Here is an 18461-nt window from a genome sequence, read left to right as displayed (position 1 = left end):
TGTGCCCTCTGTGCCCTCTGTGGTTCGAATTCTTCCGAACGCGAAACAGACACGAAGCTCCAGGCGCAGCCCTGACGCGGGCTGCTATCCTATCTGGTCAGAACACGGCGGTGCTCGGACGAGCAGAAGGTTTGACCCGAGACTCCCCTTCGCGGCGACTCACGCCCTCGCGACCCGCGAGAGCGCCTCGTCCGTCGAGAGCAGCACCTGCTCCCACTCGTCCAGCGCGTTCGGCCAGTGCGGGGAGAACCGCAGCACGCCGTCCGGGATCGCGCACGCGATCCCGAGCTGCGTGAGCTCCCGGTGCAGCTCCACAACCGAGACGCCGCCCGGCGGCCTCACCCCGAGCGCGCACCCCCGCAAGCCCGGATCCTCCGCGCGCAGGCTCTCCCAGCCGCGCTCCCGGAGCGCCTCCTCGAGCGGATCCAGAAAGCGATTCGCGTGCTCGTGGATCCGCTCGACCCCGATCTGCAGGATCAGATCCACCGCCGCCTCGAGCCCGGCGTAGCCAGCCGCGTTGAGGTTGCCCCCCTCCACGAAATCGGCCCGCTGCCGGATCGGCCGGTCGTACCGGAGGTGCCCCGGACCCTGCAGCAGGAAGCTCACGCCGTCCTCGTGGCTCAGCCAGCCCGCGACAGCGGGGCGGAGCGCCGGCAAGCGCTCGCGGCGGATGTACAGGAAGCCCGTGCCCTCCAGGCCCATCAGCCACTTGTGCCCGCCGCACGCGAGGTAGTCGATCCCCGCCGCCTCGACGTCCACCGGCGTCGCGCCGACCGCCTGGACGGCATCCACGCAGAGCTCGGCGCCGTGCGCGCGGCAGAGCGCGCCGATCGCGGCGAGCGGCATCCGGAGGCCCGTCTGGAACTGCACAGCGCTCACAGCGACGAGCCGCGCGCCGCGCCGGAGCTCGTCTTCGAGCCGGGCGAGGCCCGCGCCGCTGCCGTCCGCGAAGCCGCCGAGCGGCAGGAAGACGAGCTCCAGGTCGAACATCGCGGCAGCGCGCTGCCACGGGGTCACGTTGGCCGGGAACTCGCCCTCGAACAGGATCACCCGGTCGCGCGGCCGCCAGGGGTAGCAGAGGGCGATGTCGGTCAGCCCGCGCGTCGTGCTCTGCACCAGCGCGATGTCGTCAGCCGCCGCTCCGATGAGCCGGCCGAGCTTCGCGCGCAGCCGCGCGCGCTGCGCGAACCACGCCGGGAACGCGGCCGCCCCCCGCGCGGCGTAGTCGTCGAGCAGCGCGATCATCGCGAGGCGCACCGGCCGCGACGGGGGCGAGATCCCCGCGTGGTTCACGTAGACGAGCGGCGCGAGGTGCGGGAACAGGCCGCGGTCGCCGAGCTTCGCGGCGAAGGTCCGGTCCTTATCGGGTTCGGCGGTGTGTCGCATCGGCTGGCTTCCCACGGCGCTCGCCGCGGACCTTGGCGAGGTAGCGCGGCGGCGCCCCCTTGCCGGCCGCGGGCGGCACGAGGCAGTGCGGCTTCGTGCCGATGAGATCACCGCGGCCCGCCTTGATCAAGGCCTCCCGCGCCTCGTCGTGGTGCGCCGGATCCCAGTAGAGCAAGAGCGCCTTCTGGAGCTTCTTCTCCCGCAGATCCTTCGCCGTGTACACCGGCTCGCGCGTGAGCGGGTCGATCCCCGTGTGGTACATGCACGCGGCCATCGACATCGGCGTCGGGATGAAATCCTGCACCTGGCGCGGCCGCATGCCGTTCTTCTTCAGGTACACGGCGAGGTCGACCATGTCCCGGAGCGTCGAGCCCGGGTGCCCCGAGATGAAGTAGGGCACGAGGAACTGGTTCTTGCCGGCCTCCTCGCTCGCGCACCGGAACTGCTCGGCGAAGCGCTCGTAGCTCTCGATGCCCGGCTTCTTCATCTTGTCGAGCACGTCCTTCTTGCTGTGCTCGGGGGCGACAGAGAGCTGGCCGCCCGTGTGGTGCGCGGCGAGCTCCTCGATGAACTCGGGCGACCGCTCGGCGAGGTCGTAGCGCACGCCGGAGGCGATGAAGACCTTCTTGATCCCCTCCTCCTCGCGCACCGCCTTCATCAGCTTGAGCAGCGGGCCGTGGTCGGTGTTCAGGTTCTCGCAGACCTCCGGGAAGACGCACGAGAGCCGCCGGCATGCGTTCTCGATCGCCTCGTCCTTGCACCGCATCTGGTACATGTTCGCCGTCGGCCCGCCGAGGTCGCTGAGCACGCCGCGGAAGCCGTCCATGCGCCGGAGCGCCCGCACCTCGCGCAGGATGCTCTCGGCCGAGCGCGACTGGATGACCCGGCCCTCGTGCTCGGTGATCGAGCAGAACGTGCAGCCGCCGAAGCAGCCGCGCATCGTGACGACCGAGTGCTTCACCGTCTCGTAGGCGGGGATCGGCGCGTCGTACGACCAGTGCGGCACCCGGGTGAACGGCAGGTCGTAGAGCGCGTCCATCTGGGCCGTCTCCAGCGGGAACGCGGGCGGGTTGAAGTAGACAGCCTCGGCGCCGTGCGCCTGGAGGAGCGGGCGCGCGTTGCCGGGGTTCGTCTCGAACTGGAAGGCGCGCGACATCTCCGCGAAGGCGCGCCTGTCCGCGGCGACCTCCTCGTAGCTCGGGAGGATCACCGGCTTGCCGTCGGCGACGTAGCGCGAGCCCTCGATCGGCTCCCACTCGCCCTTGCGCATGGGGAAGGCCGTCCCCCGGACGTCGCGGATCGAGCGGACGGGCTCGCCGCGGCGGAGGCGGTCGGCGACCTCCCAGACGGCCTTCTCGCCCATGCCGAAGAGGAGCAGGTCGGCCTTGGCGTCGAGAAGGACCGAGCGGCGGACCTGGTCGGACCAGTAGTCGTAGTGGGCGATGCGCCGGAGCGACGCCTCGATGCCGCCGAGGACGATGGGGACGCCGGGGAACGCCTGCCGGCAGAGGTTGGCGTAGACGATCGAGGCCCGGTTGGGGCGGAGGCCCACCTGCCCGCCCGGCGAGTACTGGTCCTCGCTGCGGACCTTCTTCTGGGCGGTGAGCTTGTTGAGCATCGAGTCGAGGTTGCCGGCGGTGACCCCGACCATGAGCCGGGGCACCCCCATCCGCAGGAGGTCGCTCGTGTCCTGGTAGCGGGGCTGGGAGATGATTCCGACACGGAAGCCGCGCCCTTCGAGGAAGCGGCCGATGATGGCGGCGCCGAAGGCGGGGTGGTCGACGTAGGCGTCGCCGTTGACGAGCAGGATGTCGAGCGCGTCCCACCCCCGCGCGCGCATCTCCTCCCGGGTCGTCGGCAGGAACGCGGTGAGGTCGCGGGCGGCGGCGCCGGCGCTGCGGCGGAGCTGGAGGAGGGGCACGGCGCCGTCACCCTACGGGCCGGGGGGGCGAACGGCAAGGGGGCGGCCCGGGCGGGCGCGGGCGGCGCCGGCGGGCGCGATCGCGCGGCCTCGGGCGGGGGGCCTGGCGGGGGCCTGGCGGGGCCCCTGGCGAGGGCCTGGCGGGGGCCCGGGGGCGCCGCCGGGCTCGGTGAGGCCGGCGGCGAGCGCCGGAAAATGCGCGACAGAGGCCGGCGCGCGGCGGGCGGGCCGGGGGGCGCCACGCGTTTTCGCGGCGGAAACGCTCAAGTTACTCGACACCCGACGACCTGGTCACGGCTTCTGGTGACCGAGTATCGAATTCAGGGCGACACGAGGGCTGGCGAGGCGCGGGCGAGTCGCGCGCCGGTCACAAAAAAACTGCGACAAAAACCGGGGTTTCTGGCGAGAGGAGGCAGGTTCCCAAATGACTCGGAATGATGGCTCGTAAAAATTATATGTGGAATCTCGATCAGATAACGCCGTCCGCGAGAAACATCGCAGCTTCGCTGTGGTGCACGAGGTAGGCGCTCCCTTCCTCCGGAGGATGCTCCGCGGGTACGGCGTCGCGCCGCACGATCGCGAGGACGTGCTGCACGACATCCTCCTCGTCGCCTACCGCCGCCTGGAGAGCTTCGACGCGAGCCGCCTGCTGCGCGCCGCGCTGGGGGCGCGCGACGACGACGAGGAGGACGTCGTCGGCGAGCCCGTGCCGCTGAGCAGGGTGCTCCCCTACCTCGCCGGGCTGCGGGCGCGGCGGGCGTGGGACCCGCTGTACCGGTGGCTCTTCGGGATCGCGTGGCGGCAGCTCACGCACTACCGCGAGCGGGCCTTCCGGCGCCGCGAGATCCCGGTGGGCCTGCAGAGCAGCGCGATCTTCGCCGGGGTCGACCGGCGCCCCCGCCTGGAGCAGCAGGTGGAAGCGACGGAGCGGGCCGAGGTGATCGACGCGCTGCTCGCCAGCCTGCTCCCCGAGCGGCGCGTGATGCTGGTGATGCACGACATGCTCGAGATCCCGGTCGTGGAGATCGCCCGCGAGCTGCAGATCAACGAGAACACGGCCCAGAACCGGCTCAGGCTGGGCCGGGAGGACTTCCGGGCGGCGGTGAAGCGGCTCGGCGCCGAGCAACGCAGCGCGCTGCGCCCCGGCGACAGGCCGTTCGCCTCCGAGGCGACGACGCGGCGGCGGCCGGCGCCCCGGCGGCGCGAGCCGGGAGCGTGAGCGTCGTGAAGCCGGGCGGCGATCGCTGGCGTCGCTGCACGCGCGTCCTGCTCGAGCAGCCCCTGCTGGCGCCGCCTCTGGACCGGCCCTCACGGGATGCGCTCCGGGTGAGCGACACGAGGACCTCCGGGATCATGACGAAGCGGAAGCCGCCGCCGCGACCGGCCCGGGTCAAGGCTGGATCGGGGGTATCTGGCTGATCTCCGCGGGGGCGTGCGGCTCGACGCCGATGAGCGGGCGCCTCTCCTCGGGGATCATCCAGAGGATCTGCTCGAGCATCACCCGCGGGTTCGAGAGGCAGGGGCAGCCAGCCCACTGCTCGTGGGCGACGTTGCCGTACAGGACCACGCCGACGTGCGACGATCGGTCGGCGTCGACGTCCGGGTCCGGGTCGACGAAGCCGAACCTCCGCCGCACGAGCTCGAGATCGGCCGGGCTCCCCGTCAGGAAGAGCCAGCCAGGACCGACGTCGTGGGCCTCGGCGTACGCGCGCAGCGCCTCGGGCGTGTCCTCCACCGGCTTGAGCGTGAACGAGTACATGAACACGTCCCGTCCGACGGCGTCGCCGAGCTCACGCTAGCCTTGCGCAGGTTGGCCGTGGTGCCAGGGCAGGTGCCGTCGCACCGCGTATACATGAAGTTGATGACGACCGCCTTGTCCTTCAGGAGGTCGTCGTAGAGGCGGACCTCTCTGCCTTCGTGGGTGCGCAGCGGCACGTTCGGGAAGTAGCTTGCGCCGAATCCCCCGCGGGTAGGCGCGAAGCGGGCGGTGGTCCGCGGCTTCGACAGGACCCCCTCGCTCGCCAGGACGTAGGTCGCGGGGGCGATCGCGCAGATCGCATAAAGCCCCCACCGCAAGAGCTGAGTCGACATGAGCATGGTGGTGCCCTCTCTCTCCGTCAGGGGAGGACGACGTCCCAGCGGAGCATCATGGCGTGATCTTCGTGAACCGTGTTGTGGCAGTGCATCGGGTAGCGCCCGACGAAGTCGCGAAAGCGCATGAAGAGCTGCACCTCGCTCCCGTTGGCGCGGCCGATCTCGATGACGTCCTTGCGCCCGGCGAGCCGCGCGGGCGGCGGCGCGCCGTCGATGCTGAGGATCCGGAACTCCTCGAGGTGGATGTGCACCGGGTGCGACCAGCCGCCCGAGTCGTTGCGCAGGATCCAGATCTCGGCCGTGTTCCGGCGCGGGCTCGCCCTGACCACGTTGACGTCGAAGAACTCGTCGTTGATGGCCCACGCGCCGCGCCTGCGATCGAGCTCCCACACGCGCACCGCGGCCGCCTCGGCGACGTTGATCGCGGGCAGCGGCCGCAGCGACGCGGGCACGCGGCTCGGGTCCGGAGCGTCTCGATCGACGTCGAAGCGCAGCACGGCGTTGCCCCGCCCGGCCGGCAAGATGTCCCCCGTCGGCCCGCGGCCGTCGTCCTGCTCCAGGCGGTTCTCGAGGATGATCCTGTCGCCGATGTTCGTGTCGCTGAAGTCGACGATCACGTCCACGCGCTCGGCCACCGCGACGCGCACGCTCCTCGACGTGACAGGGCTGGGCAGCAGGTTGCCGTCGCTCGAGATGATCGTGAAGGGGAGCCTGTTGCTCAGGAAGAACTCGTAGAAGCGCGATGGACCAGCGTTGAGGATGTGAAAGCGGTACTTGCGCCGCGCCACCTTGAAGAACGGCTGAATCCTGCCGTTGACGATGAACTTGTCTCCGAGGATGCCGTCGAGGTTGAACAGGTCGAAGAAGAGCTGGCCGTCCTCGTCGAAGACACGGTCCGTGATCATGAGCGGCACGTCGAACTCGCCGCTCGGCAGGCGCAGCGCCCGCGGGTTCCTGTCCTGCTCGTCGCCCGAGTCGAGCTCGTCGAAGACGAGATAGAAGCCGGCGAGGCCGCGATAGACGTTCTGCGACGTGAAGTCGACCCGGTGATCGTGGTACCAGAGCGTGCCGAGCGCCTCGCGCGGATCGCCGAGCGGCGCGAACTCGGGCGTGTCGAAGCCGGCAAATGCGTTGAGGTAGTGGTGATCCTTGAACAGGCCCGTCGGGTAAAAGTCGGTCGGAAAGCCGTCGCTCTCGGTCGCCGTGTGCATGTTGTGCAGGTGGGTCGTGAGCTCGGGCCGGCCGAACCCTCGGTGGGCGGCGACAGTCCGTAGCCGGTTGCGGAAGCGCACGACGATCGGCTCGCCGTAGCGGGCCATGATCGTCCTTCCCGGCACCGTTCCGCCCCAGCCCCAGACCGTGCTCGCCGGCAGCTCGGGGTGGAAGCGGTGCTGGAACTCCCTGGCTTCGAGCTCGTACGTCCTCCGGGGCCGGAACCTGCTCCAGAACTGGTGAGTCGCCCGCGGCGCTTCGCCCGCCACCCGGAGCTCTCCCGGCGCAGGCGTCAAGGAGACCGGCTGCGCCACGGGCGGGATGAGCAGCGGCTGCACGAACGGCTCGGTGGGCGGGCTCCCCGGCGCGCTCAGGGCGGCGCGCGCGCTCAGCCCGCCCTTGGTGACCAGAAAGCCGCTGCCCGCGATCAGCCCCATCTTGATGAGGTCGCGCCGTGTGAGGCCGGCCTGGATGATCTCCTGACGATTGTTCCGGGAAATGACGGCGAGCTTGCTCGGTCTGTACTTGAGCAGATGCACTGCGTACCTCCTGCGGCGACGACGACGACGACGTCCCGTCGCCGCCGCCGGTTCAGGGCGCTCCGGGGACCGATCTCACGAAGGTGTCGAGCGGCGCTGGCCTCTCGGCAGCACGGCTGTTGGTCCGGACGGTCCAGATGCGCGCCAGGCGCTCCACGATGAGGCAGGTCCAGGGACCGCCCCACCGATGAGCGATCGCACGGAGCGAGGCGGGTCGATCGCCTCGCTCCTCGCCCGCGAGTCTACGGCGGGAAAACGGTTAGTAAACGCCGAAAAGTCGATTTCCTGTTGTGCCGCTCCGGCCGGACTGCCATCGGCCTCGCCGCGCCGTCCACGCGGGGATCCGTCGGCTCATTCGTCCTCGCGGGCTGTGTGGCGCGTGCACACGCGCTCGCGTGCGCGTCGCTCCCCGTGAAGTCCAAGGCATCCTTCGTCTGCGCCTCCGCCGCGAGCGGCGTACTTCATCGGACTCTCCTGTACACCACGTGCCACGCGAGCATGCGTGGGAACGCACGAGCGCGAGTTCAACGCAATATCCCGAGCGGCACCCAGCTTGCCAGCAGCCTCCCCCCGGCTCGCACAGGACACCACGAGCAGAGGTGCACGCGCGGCGTGCCGCGAAGAGCGCCCTGCGCGGCACGCCGCGGGCTACATGGAGGAGACATCGATGTCAAAGATCGCCAGCCACACAGGGTCTGGCCGCGGGCGCGCCGCCTCGACGCGCCCAGCGTCACGCAGGCGGCGCGCCGCCGTTCGCGGCGCACGTGCGGAGAAGCGATGGCTCACGGTGCTCGTGCTCGCCGGGCTCATCTCGATCGCCGGCAGCCTCGCGGTCGCGCGGACGGCCAGAGCCCAGGCTCCGGTCGGAGCGGGGTTTAACCTCGACGCCGGCGACCTGCGGTTCATCTTCCGGCAGATCGAGATCGCCCAGGCGCACGCGGCCGGGGGAGAGCTGCTGGGGCCCGGACCGAACCAGGTCAACGAGCCGCGGCTGCCGTTCGGCCTGCGGACGGTCGACGGGTCGTTCAACCATCTCCTGCCCGATCAGACGAGCTTCGGCGCCGCGGATCAGCGCTTCCCGCGCATGACGACGCCGAGCTTCCGCGCCGCCGAGGCCGGGACGTCGTACGCCCAGAGGACAGGGCAGGTCGTCGACTCTGGGCCGCGCGTCATCAGCAACCTCATCGTCGATCAGACGGACGGCAACCCGGCCGCGCGCGCGGCCGCTGGTCCGGACGCCGAGCCCGACCCGTCCGGCACGCTGTTCATTCCGAACGTGGCGCCCGACGCCGGCCTGTCCGCGCCGTTCAACACGCTCTTCCCCTTCTTCGGCCAGTTCTTCGACCACGGCCTCGACCTCCTGGCGAAGGGGTCCGAGACGGTCTTCGTGCCGCTACAGCCGGACGACCCGCTGTTCGTACCGGGCAGCCCGACCAACTTCATGATCCTGAACCGAGGCACGAACGATCCCGGTCCAGACGGCATCCTGGGCGACGACGCCGCGACCCCGGGCCTCGACGAGGGGGCCGACGACCTGCAGGAAGGGCGAAACAAGACGACGCCGTTCGTCGATCAGAACCAGACCTATACCTCGCATGCGTCTCACCAGGTGTTCCTGCGCGCGTACGAGATGATCGATGGCAGGCCGGTGGCGACCGGCAGGATGCTCGACGGCGCCGGCGGCCACATCGGCACCTGGGGCGAGGTCAAGCAGCAGGCCGCGGAGATGCTCGGGATCGGGCTCGTCGACACGGACGCGCTCGACGTGCCGCTCCTGGCGACCGACCCCTACGGCCGCTTCCTGCGCGGCCCGAACGGCTTCCCGCTGCTCGTCATGGCGGACGGCGTGACGATGGTGGAAGGCGATCCGTCGGCCCCCCTCTCCACCGCAGGCTCGAGCACGACCGGCCACCAGTTCCTCGATGACATCGCGCGCGCGGCCGATCCCACGAGCCCCGGGTACGACGCCGCGCTCCTCGACGCGCACTTCGTCACCGGCGACGGACGTGGCAACGAGAACATCGCGCTGACCGCCGTACATACCGTGTTCCACTCGGAGCACAACCGGCTACGCGACGAGATCGATCGGCTGATCAACGGCCCTGGCAGCCTGCTCACCCCGGCGGAGATCACGGCGTGGAACGCCACGGACCCGGCGTCCGGCTGGGACTACGGCGAGCGGCTCTTCCAGGCGGCGCGGTTCGTCACCGAGATGGAGTACCAGCACCTCGTCTTCGAGGAGTTCGCGCGCAAGGTGCAGCCGCTGATCAACGTGTTCATCGTGGACGGCATCAACTTCCAGAGCGACATCAACCCGGCCATCGTGGCCGAGTTCGCGCACGCGGTGTATCGCTTCGGTCACTCGATGCTGACCGAGACGGTGTCCCGCACCGTCATCAACCCCGACGGGACGGCGACGGACCACGATATCCCGCTCCTCGATGCGTTCCTCAACCCCCTGGCGTTCACGAACGTCGGTGGCCAGGCGCTGACCGCCCGCGAGGCGGCCGGGATCATCTTCCAGGGCGGGACGCGTCAGATCGCGAACGAGATCGACGAGTTCAAGACAGAGGCCCTGCGCAATCGACTCCTCGGGCTGCCGCTCGATCTGGCCACGATCAACCTGGCGCGCGGCCGGAGCGAGGGCATTCCACCGCTGAACGAGGTGCGCCGCCAGCTCTACGAGGCCAGCGCCAACTCGAGCCTGGTCCCCTACGAGAGCTGGAAGGACTTCGAGCTCGGGCTCAGGCACCGGGAGTCGGTGATCAACTTCATCGCCGCGTACGGCGAGCACCCGACGCTCGCCGCGGCGACCACGGTGGCCGACAAGCGCGCCGCGGCGGAGGCCCTCGCCACCGATACGGGCTTCATGTTCGGCGACGCCGGGGAGACAGGCGTCGAGAACATCGACCTCTGGGTCGGCGGCCTCGCCGAGAAGCAGGCCCCGTTCGGCGGCCTGCTGGGCTCCACGTTCAATTTCGTGTTCGAGACGCAGATGGAGAACCTGCAGAACTCCGACCGGTTCTACTACCTGGAGCGCCTCGACGGGTTGAACCTCCTCGTGCAGCTCGAAGGCAACTCGTTCGCGGAGCTGATCTCGCGCAACACGACGGCGGCGGGCATGCCGGCCGACGTCTTCGCGCGGCCGGACTTCGTGCTCAACGTGCCGCGCATCGCCGGGCCGGGCGGCTCGATCCAGGACGACCCCTCGACGCCGGACGACGAGTCGGCGATGCCGGATCTCCTCCGGATGCCCGACGGGACGTTCCGCTATACCGGGACGGCTCATGTCATCTGGAACGGCGGGGACGACACGGATGACAGCATTCGATCCAGCGAAGGTGACGACACCCTCCGCGGCGACGGCGGCGACGACCGCCTGGAAGGCGGCGACGGCAACGACCAGTGCATCGGCGGCCTGGGCGACGACATCATCACGGACACGTTCGGGGACGATGTCCTCAAGGGCGGCGACGGCAACGACGCCATCAGCTCGGGACCGGGCTTCGACCTGAACCAGGGCGGGCGCGGGAAGGACTACATCGTCGCCGGATCCGACGGCACGGAGACCTTCGGTGGCCCCGGCGATGACTTCATCTTCGCCGGTGACGCGGAGGATATCGTGTTCGGCGACGGCGGCGACGACTGGATCGAGGGTGGCCCGCAGCTCGATCTGCTGCAGGGCGACGCGGGCAACCAGTTCCAGGACGATCCCAACGGGGGACACGACGTCATCATCGGCGGCCTCGGAGACGACGACTACGACGCCGAGGGCGGCGACGACATCATGGTCAACGACTCGATGGGGACCGAGCGAAGCGAAGGCATGCTCGGCTTCGACTGGAGCACGTACCGGGGAGACCCGCTGCCGGTGGACGCCGACATGGCGATCCCCGTGTTCGCGGGGCCGACCCTCGACGAGCTCCGTGACAGGTTCGACCGCGTCGAGGGCCTGTCGGGATGGCGCAACGACGACATCCTGCGCGGCGACAGCCGCGTCGCGGACGACATGGTCCAGCACGAGCTGACCGAGGAGGGGAGCGCGCGGATCGCCGGGCTGCGGACCGTGCTCGGCGGCGCGACAACGTTCACGGGCGGCAACATCCTCCTTGGCGGCGCCGGCAGCGACCTCCTCGAAGGCCGCGGCGGCGACGACATCCTCGACGGTGACGCGTGGCTGAACGTGCAGATCGAAGGGCCGGACGTCGAGAACGGCGGCACGAAGCGGGTCGACAGCATGCTCGCGTTCCGGGCAGACGTGTTCGCGGGCAGGGTCAATCCGGGCGACCTCCATATCCGCCGCACCATCGAGCTGGCGGACGCCAGCGCGGAGGACGTGGACACGGCGGTGTTCTCGGGCCCTCAATCCGAATACGTCATCTCCACGAACCCGGACGGCAGCTTGACGGTGCGCCATCAGGACGGCGCGGGCATCGACGGCACGGACATCGTGCGGAACATCGAGCTGCTGGCGTTCGCGGACGGCACCGTCGAGACCGAGAGCACCAGGCTGGTACCGGTGCCCGGCGTCGTCGGTCAGACGCAGGAGGAAGCCACGGCGGCGATCGCGGGCGGGGGGCTGCTGGTGGGCGATGTCACGTTCGAGGACAGCGATACGGTCGCGGCGGGCAGCGTCGTCCGCCAGACGCCGCCCGCGGGCGAGACAGCGGCGCCGGGCACCCCGGTGGATCTGGTCGTCTCGCGCGGACCGGCGGGGCCGGTCCTCGCCGGGACGTTCGTCGGCAGCACCCTCGGGGCCAGCGCCGTGACAAGCCCGGCCGTCACGCCCGCCGCGAACACGCTGCTCGTCGCGTACGTGGCGGCGGGGGGCCCGAGGGGGGCGGGCACGACCGTTACCGGCGTCACGAACACGGGCGTGCCCCTGACCTGGACGAAGGCAGCCCGATGGAGCGGCCGGCTCGGGACGGCGGAGATCTGGTGGGCCCATACGGCGCCCGCGCACGCCCGGATGACGGTCACGGCGAACCTGAGCAGGGCCCAGCCCGCCTCGCTGGTCGTCATGGCGTTCGCCAACGCGGACCCGTCGCTGGTGGAGGAGATCCTCGCCGGCGGCGTGCGCGGCGCGCCGATCCGCCTCTGGTGAACGTGGGGGACCGCCTCCCGGGGCGGCGAAACGGAGACGTCGTGGTGGGGCTCATCCCTGTCCCCCAAGCACAGGTAGGATCGTGCCTTTGCCGCCAGCGCTGGCGACGGTTCCATCAAGCCGCTCAGCCTGACGGGGAGGCCGCCCACCCCTACTCGTACTGGACCGACTCCGCCGCGTTGCTCCGCCCCGCTGTCCGCGCCGGATAGAACGACGCCCCGAGCGCCACCGCCGTCGCCCCCAGCGCCGTGAGCACCCCGTACTCCGGCGGGATGCTGAACTCGACATCGAAGGTCGACACCGTGCGCAGCGCCCCGAGCGCCGCGGACCCCAGCGGCACCCCGAGCAGCACGGCGAGCACGCCGCCCAGCGCGCCCACGAGCGCCCCCTCCATCAGCACCATCCGCCGGACCTGCCCCGCCGTCATCCCGAGCACGCGCTGCAGCGCGAGCTCCCGCCGCCGCGCGTGCAGCGCCAGCACCATCTGGTTCGCCACGCCGATCGCCGCGAGCACCGTCGTGAAGCCGAGGATCATGTCGAAGATCACGAAATCGCGCCCGGTGGCCTTCCTCCGGATCGCCTCGATCTCGACCCCCGTCTGCATCCGGACATCCCGCGCCTGCGGCACGCCGGCGAGCAGCTCGCCCCACGGCGGCGTCTCGGGCCCGCCCTGCGCCGCCGCGGCGCCTGTCACCGGATCGGCGACGGCCACCGTGTGGCCGATCGCGGTCGCGTACGGCGAGATGACCGGGAAGTCCGCCGCCTCGATGACCGCATAGGTCCGCAGGTTGCGGTAAGCCCCGGGCGCGTGCACGTAGCCGAGATCGTCGGTCACGCCGACGACCTCGAAGCGGCGCACGCCGGCGCGCCCGCCCACCTCGAGCTGATCGCCGGGGCCCACGTCGTAGCGGCGGGCCATCATCGTGGAGACGATCGCCTTGCCAGGGCCGAAGCGGCGGCTCAGCGCGATCGACTCGGGCCGGCCCGTGGCCTCGGCGAGCGCGCGGAGCTCGTCGGCCGGTGCGGCATAGACGACGTTCGGCCACGGCGTGCGGCCCGAGAAGCGCGCGGCGACCAGGCGCGGCGGCAGGGCCGGCAGCATGCGCTCGGCGTGGCCGAGCGGCTCGTCCGGGTAGAAGAACGTGTAGGGCGCGAGCGCGCGGCCGGCCCACGCCGAGACCTCCTGCTTGAGCGCCGCGGTGGCGATGTGCAGCGCGAGCAGCAGGGCGAAGACCATCATCACGCCGCCGACGCTCCAGGCGAGCTCGTGCCCGCTGTGCTGCACGCGGCGCTGGAGCAGGAGGCGCTCGGCCGCCCAGCGGCGCGGCGCGAGGCGCACGGCGACAGCGCCGAGGCGCGCGACGAGGTCGGGGACGAAGACGATGGCCGCCAGGAACGCCGCGCAGACGAGCCCCGCCTCGAGGACGAAGAAGGCGAACAGCGGGACCGACTCCTGGAAGAAGGGGCGGAGCAGGCCGTAGACGAGCACCATGAACGGCAGCGCGAGCAGCGTGACGCCCCGCATGCGGCGCCGCTGCTCGGCCCCGCCCTCGAGGAAGCGCGGGCGCAGGGCGCGTGCGATGTCGACGCGGAGCGCCTCGCGCACCGGGCGGAGCACGCCGAGCAGCGCGGTGAGGGCGCCGGTCCCGCAGACGAGCAGCATCGCGCTCCACGGCAGGCGGATGGCGTGGAGCGGGATGCGCGCGCGGCCGGTGGTCGTGATGCCCGCCTTCGCGGCCAGGTACGCGAGCGGGATCGACGCGAGCAGGCCGAGCGCCGCGCCGCCGACGCCGAGCAGGAGCGCCTCGAGGACGAAGACCGCCGCGACCTGCGGGGGGAGCGCGCCGGCGCTGCGCAGGAGCGCGATCTCGCGGCGGCGGCGCTCGACGGCGACGTTGAAGGTGAAGAAGACGATGAGCGCGCCGACGAGGAACGCGGAGAGCGAGCCGAGGCGGATCGCGGACCGCATGATCTCGTAGTCCTCGTGCGTCTCCTCCTGGGCGTCGGCCGCGGAGGTGGGCTCGCCGTCGGGGCGGAGGCCCCGCAGGGTGACGGTCTGCTCGGTGAAGACGGGGAGATCGGGGTTGGTGACGAAGCTCTTCGCCTCGACGGCGCGCGTGCCGACGTCGAGGATGAGGACGACGTTGACCGTCGCCGCGCCGAGGGCGACGCCGAGCAGGGCGGCCATCGCGCCGAAGCGGTCGGCGCGCAGGTTGCGCAGGGCGAGCATCCGGACGAGCGGCTGGAAGAGGGCGCGGAGGAGGAGCATTCAGATCCCGAGCTCCTTCAGGCGGTCGTGGACGGCGGCCGACGTGACCGCGGGGCCCGCGAGGTCGGCGTCGTGCAGGAGCAGGCCGTCGCGCATGAAGACGACGCGGTGGGCGCGGGCGGCGTCCTCGGCGTTGTGCGTGACGAGGAGCATCGCGCTGCCCGCTTCCTGGAGGGCGTCGGCGAGCAGCGCCATGATGCGGCGGCCGGTCGCGACGTTGACGTTGCCTGTCGGCTCGTCGGCGAGCACGAGCGCGGGGCGGCGGACGAGGGCGCGGGCGATGGAGATGAGCTGCATCTCGCCGCCGGACATCTGCGAGGGCAGGTGCTCGGCGCGGGCGCGCATGCCGACCCGATCGAGCATGCGCGAGGCGGCGTCGTGGTCCGGCGCGGCGCCGTCGATGAGGTACGGCAGCACGATGTTCTCGTAGCCGGTGAGCGTCGGGACGAGGTTGAAGAACTGGTAGACGATGCCGATGCGGCGGCGGCGCAGGAGCGTGCGGCCGTGCTCGTCGAGGGCGGCCATGTCCTCGCCGAGCACGCGCACCTCGCCCCGGTCGGGGGACTCGAGGCCCGCGACGCACGAGAGCAGCGTGCTCTTGCCGACGCCGGAAGGGCCCATGATCGCGCACATCTCGCCGGCGTGGATGTCGAGGTCGACGCCGCGGAGCACCTCGATCGGCGTGGCGCCGAGCGCGTGCGCCTTGTGGAGGTTGCGGACGCGGAGGACGGGCTCGTCGGAGGTCGCGGGGGCGACGCGCACCCCGCCTGCAGGGGAGACCATCCGGCTACTCTAGTATCACCCTCCGGCGCCGCGTAAGCTCCGGCGGTCGGGAGCAACGTCCCGCGGTCCCGTCGCCGTGCGAGCGCCTACGCCTCGATCTCGAGCACGCCCGCGAGCGCAGGCGCGCCGTACTCGGCGGCCCCCGTCCTGACCAGCAGGTTCGGCCTCGGCGAGGCGACGCCCTCGCTGTGCGTGTGTCCGCAGAGGACCTCTATCCGGCGATCCGGCCAGGCGTCGGCGGCGCTCAGCAGCACGTCGCCGGTGGCCTTGCACGCGAAGTGCGGGAGCCAGTCCGGCCCGGAGATCTTCCCCTCGTGCCAGCACGCCTCCTCGAAGGGCGGGACGTGGGTGGCGACGAGGACCCGACGATGGACCGGGAGCGCGCTCTCCAGGGCGCCGCGCAGGCGCTCCGCCGATTCGCCGGCAAGATCGCGCATGACGCGCAGGCGGTCGGCTTTGCCCGGCAGGGCGAGGTCGCGGATCAACACGTAGTCGTTCAGGCTCACGGGAGAAGCCCGGTAGTTGCCGTACTGGCCGTCTGCCCATCCATCCACGCCGACGAGCGCGGTGGCCTCGCCGAGCGCGGTGACGGCGGCGGCGTGGAGCCACGAGAGCCCCGGGGTGCCGCTGCAGAGCGCGTCCATCTGCGCGCGCACGTGGCCGACGCTGCTCCGGTAGTAATCGTGGTTGCCGAGCACGAAGAAGACCTGGAGCCCGAGCGCCTCGTGCAGCTCGCGGAGGAGCGGGACGACGCTCGGGCCCTCCGCGATGTCGCCGGTGACAAGCAACGCGGAGGCGCTTGTGTCGCGCACCGAGCGGGCGAACGCAGCGCGCTCGCTGGGCGTGAGGAAGTTCAGGTGGATGTCGGTCGCCCACGCGAGCTTCATGGATCTTGCTCTCCTCGGCTCACGGGAGCCAGAAACGCACGCACGTGCTCGATGACCATCTTGATCTTGGGGATCTCCGAGAGCATCTCCGGGACGCTGAGCCGCACCGGCCGCTCCTGCCCGACGATGTCGGGGAGGACGGGGACGAGCGCGTCCGGGCCCACGCCGGGATCGGGCAGGAGCGCGTCGGGGATCAGGCCGATTCCCAGGCCGGAGATGCAACAGTGGCGGATGAAGTGGATGTCCGTCGCGATGAGCGACGGCTCGACAGTGAAGGGCGCGCCCCGCCGCGTCCGCCAGATGCGCGCGTCCTCACCGGGGGCCTGCCACGCGAGCAGCTCGTGGTGCTTCAGGTCGTCGATCGACGTGGGGGTGCCGCGCCGCTCCAGGTAGGCGCGGCCGGCGACAAGCCACTCGCGGGCGCGCAGGACGACGTGCGATAGCCAGTGCCCCCGCGGCGCGTCCTCGCCGAAGTGGACGGCGATGTCGATGTCCGTCAGGGCCTCGCCCAGCGGATCGTTGCTGAAGCGGCAATGAAAGTGGAGCCTCGGATACGCGCGGCGCACGGCGGCGAAGAGCGGCGTGAGCACGTGCGGCGGCAAGCCCACGGGCAGGACGACCCGCAGCGTGCCCGAGGGCGCGTCGCCGATCTCGCGGATCGAGGCCAGCAGCGCGGCGGCCTCCTGCATCATGCCGCGCCCCCTGCCGGCGAGCACCTGTCCGGCCTCGGTCGGCAGGACGCCTTGCCGCACGCTCTCGAGCAGCGGGACGCCGGCGCGCGCCTCCAGCGCCGCGACCTGGCGTCGGAGCGTCGTGCGCGACGTGCCGAGCGCGCGCGCGGCGCCCAGGTACGAGCCGGCCTCGACGACAGCGAGGAAGGCGCGCAGCTCTTCGAGGTCCATACACCCTGCCACTGTCCGCATTCTAGCCAGGGGTGTCCGTCTTCGGCCATCGCGCTCGGGCGCCGCTCGATAGCGTGGCCCCTGGAGGAGAGAGGCCGATGGTACGAAACGCTTCGCCTGCGCTCGCGCGCGCAGGATCGCTCGGTGCGCTGGCGGTGTTGGCGGCGGTGATCGCGGGGTGCGGGGGAGGGGAAGAGGCCGGCGCGACGCCGGAGACGACGGCGATGTACGAGGATCCACCGGAGCTGCAGCCGGGAGAGGACGGCGCGTTCGAGCTCCGCTTCGGCCCGAGCGCTGTCGAGATCGGCGGGCGGCGGTTCTGCCTCCGCGCCTACAACGGCATGACGAGCGGCCCCACGATCCGCGTCCCGAAGGGCGAGGATCGCAGGGTCCACGTGAACCTCCACAACGACTTCACGCGGAGCGACTTCCGCGAGATCGCGAGCATGATGGGCCACGGCGCGAGGTCGTGTCACGACTTCAACCTGACGAACCTTCACGGGCACGGCCTGCACGTGCAGCCCAACGTCGCGACCGACGATCCAGCGGACCCGTGCGAGGGCGACGGCTGCGCCCCCGGCGGACGGTATTTCGGGGACCACGTGCTGCACACGGTGGGGCCGGGGGAGAGCGCCCGGTACCGCTGGGACCTCGACGAGGACGGGATCCACCACGAGGGGACCGACTGGTACCACCCGCACATCCACGGCTCGACGGCCATCCAGGTCATGGACGGCGCCGCCGGGGCATTCATCATCGAGGGGGCGCTCGACGAGCTTCCCGGCATCGCCAGGGCCAGAGAGCGGGTCATGGTCATGACGCAGGTGCCCATCGATCACGAGAACACGGTGCCGTTGAGAGAGGGAGAGGACTGCACCGAGGACAACCTGTCGGTGACCGACTTCCTCGCTGTCGAGACGCTCCGGGCCACGCTGATCAACGGCAAGCTCAGGCCGCGGATCGTGACGCCGCCCGGGCAGGTGGAGCGCTGGCGCATGGTGTACGCCGGCAGCCCGAACGAGATGGGGATGAAGCTGCACGTCGCGAAGGACGCGGAGACCGAGGTGAGCTGCGCTTTCAGCGCAGCGCCCTGTTCGGCGGTCACATAGAAATCCAGGTTACAGATCTGTGTCCGGGGCGACGGGCAACCCGTCGTTGGGCTTGGAGGGCCGTGTCCGATCCGGCGGGTGGGCCGCTCCCGGGCACCCCATCCCGTTCCGGCCACGAGCCGCTCCCGTCGAACGGCTCGGCGGACCGCGCTGGCAGGGCGACCTCGCGGGGGCTCGCGGGATCGTACCGCACCGCCATGGCGCTCCCGGCGGGCGGCGTGCCGGCCGGTGGCACGAAGCGCCCATCCTGCCCTC

The 18461-nt window shown here is 71.2% G+C and carries 11 protein-coding genes; 3 read left to right on the top strand and 8 right to left on the bottom strand.

Annotation, left to right across the window (positions count from 1 at the left end):
• Nucleotides 1–159: 159 nt before the first annotated feature.
• Nucleotides 160–1386, bottom strand: a complete 1227-nt coding sequence (locus tag WMF42_RS39910; RefSeq protein ID WP_437688328.1) for an aminotransferase class V-fold PLP-dependent enzyme — start codon at nt 1384–1386, stop codon at nt 160–162.
• Entirely contained in the window at nt 1361–3307 is a 1947-nt protein-coding gene (locus WMF42_RS39905; RefSeq protein WP_061613400.1) for a YgiQ family radical SAM protein, read from the bottom strand. The genes WMF42_RS39910 and WMF42_RS39905 overlap by 26 nt, the downstream gene beginning before the upstream one ends.
• A 511-nt stretch (nt 3308–3818) precedes the next feature.
• Here WMF42_RS39905 and WMF42_RS39900 point away from each other — a divergent pair.
• On the top strand, nt 3819–4526 hold the full coding sequence (locus tag WMF42_RS39900; protein WP_437688327.1) for an RNA polymerase sigma factor: 708 nt from the start codon (nt 3819–3821) through the stop codon (nt 4524–4526).
• A 171-nt stretch (nt 4527–4697) separates the two neighbouring features.
• Here WMF42_RS39900 and WMF42_RS39895 read toward each other — a convergent pair whose 3' ends face one another.
• Both WMF42_RS39895 and WMF42_RS39890 read right to left on the bottom strand, forming a co-directional pair.
• Nucleotides 4698–5066 (bottom strand): SCO family protein, encoded by a 369-nt coding sequence (locus tag WMF42_RS39895; RefSeq protein WP_437688326.1) that lies wholly within the window; start codon nt 5064–5066, stop codon nt 4698–4700.
• 358 nt (nt 5067–5424) lie between these two features.
• On the bottom strand, nt 5425–7152 hold the full coding sequence (locus WMF42_RS39890; protein ID WP_437688325.1) for a multicopper oxidase family protein: 1728 nt from the start codon (nt 7150–7152) through the stop codon (nt 5425–5427).
• Between the two features lie 667 nt (nt 7153–7819).
• Here WMF42_RS39890 and WMF42_RS39885 point away from each other — a divergent pair.
• Nucleotides 7820–12256: a peroxidase family protein gene (locus tag WMF42_RS39885; RefSeq protein WP_437688324.1), complete on the top strand. Its 4437-nt coding sequence runs from the start codon at nt 7820–7822 to the stop codon at nt 12254–12256.
• A gap of 151 nt (nt 12257–12407) precedes the next feature.
• Here the strand turns inward: WMF42_RS39885 and WMF42_RS39880 are convergent, their stop codons facing one another.
• The 4 genes from WMF42_RS39880 to WMF42_RS39865 all read right to left on the bottom strand — a co-directional run bounded on the left by WMF42_RS39880 (nt 12408) and on the right by WMF42_RS39865 (nt 17097).
• Entirely contained in the window at nt 12408–14525 is a 2118-nt protein-coding gene (locus WMF42_RS39880) for an FtsX-like permease family protein (protein WP_061605942.1), read from the bottom strand.
• Complete coding sequence (locus WMF42_RS39875; protein ID WP_061605941.1) at nt 14526–15308, bottom strand: ABC transporter ATP-binding protein; 783 nt, start codon at nt 15306–15308, stop codon at nt 14526–14528.
• A gap of 86 nt (nt 15309–15394) precedes the next feature.
• Entirely contained in the window at nt 15395–16195 is an 801-nt protein-coding gene (locus WMF42_RS39870) for a metallophosphoesterase family protein (RefSeq protein WP_437688323.1), read from the bottom strand.
• Entirely contained in the window at nt 16192–17097 is a 906-nt protein-coding gene (locus WMF42_RS39865) for a LysR family transcriptional regulator (RefSeq protein ID WP_437688322.1), read from the bottom strand. Before WMF42_RS39865 ends, WMF42_RS39870 begins: the two co-directional genes overlap by 4 nt.
• A 98-nt stretch (nt 17098–17195) precedes the next feature.
• Here WMF42_RS39865 and WMF42_RS39860 point away from each other — a divergent pair, with 98 nt between their 5' ends.
• Nucleotides 17196–18206: a multicopper oxidase domain-containing protein gene (locus WMF42_RS39860; protein WP_437688321.1), complete on the top strand. Its 1011-nt coding sequence runs from the start codon at nt 17196–17198 to the stop codon at nt 18204–18206.
• Nucleotides 18207–18461 lie beyond the last annotated feature (255 nt).

Origin of the sequence: Sorangium sp. So ce176, from assembly GCF_051519835.1 — a bacterium.
Lineage (GTDB): Bacteria > Myxococcota_A > Polyangia > Polyangiales > Polyangiaceae > Sorangium > Sorangium cellulosum_G.
Note: the sequence above shows the minus strand (reverse complement) of the source record. Positions and strands in the feature narration are given on the sequence as shown.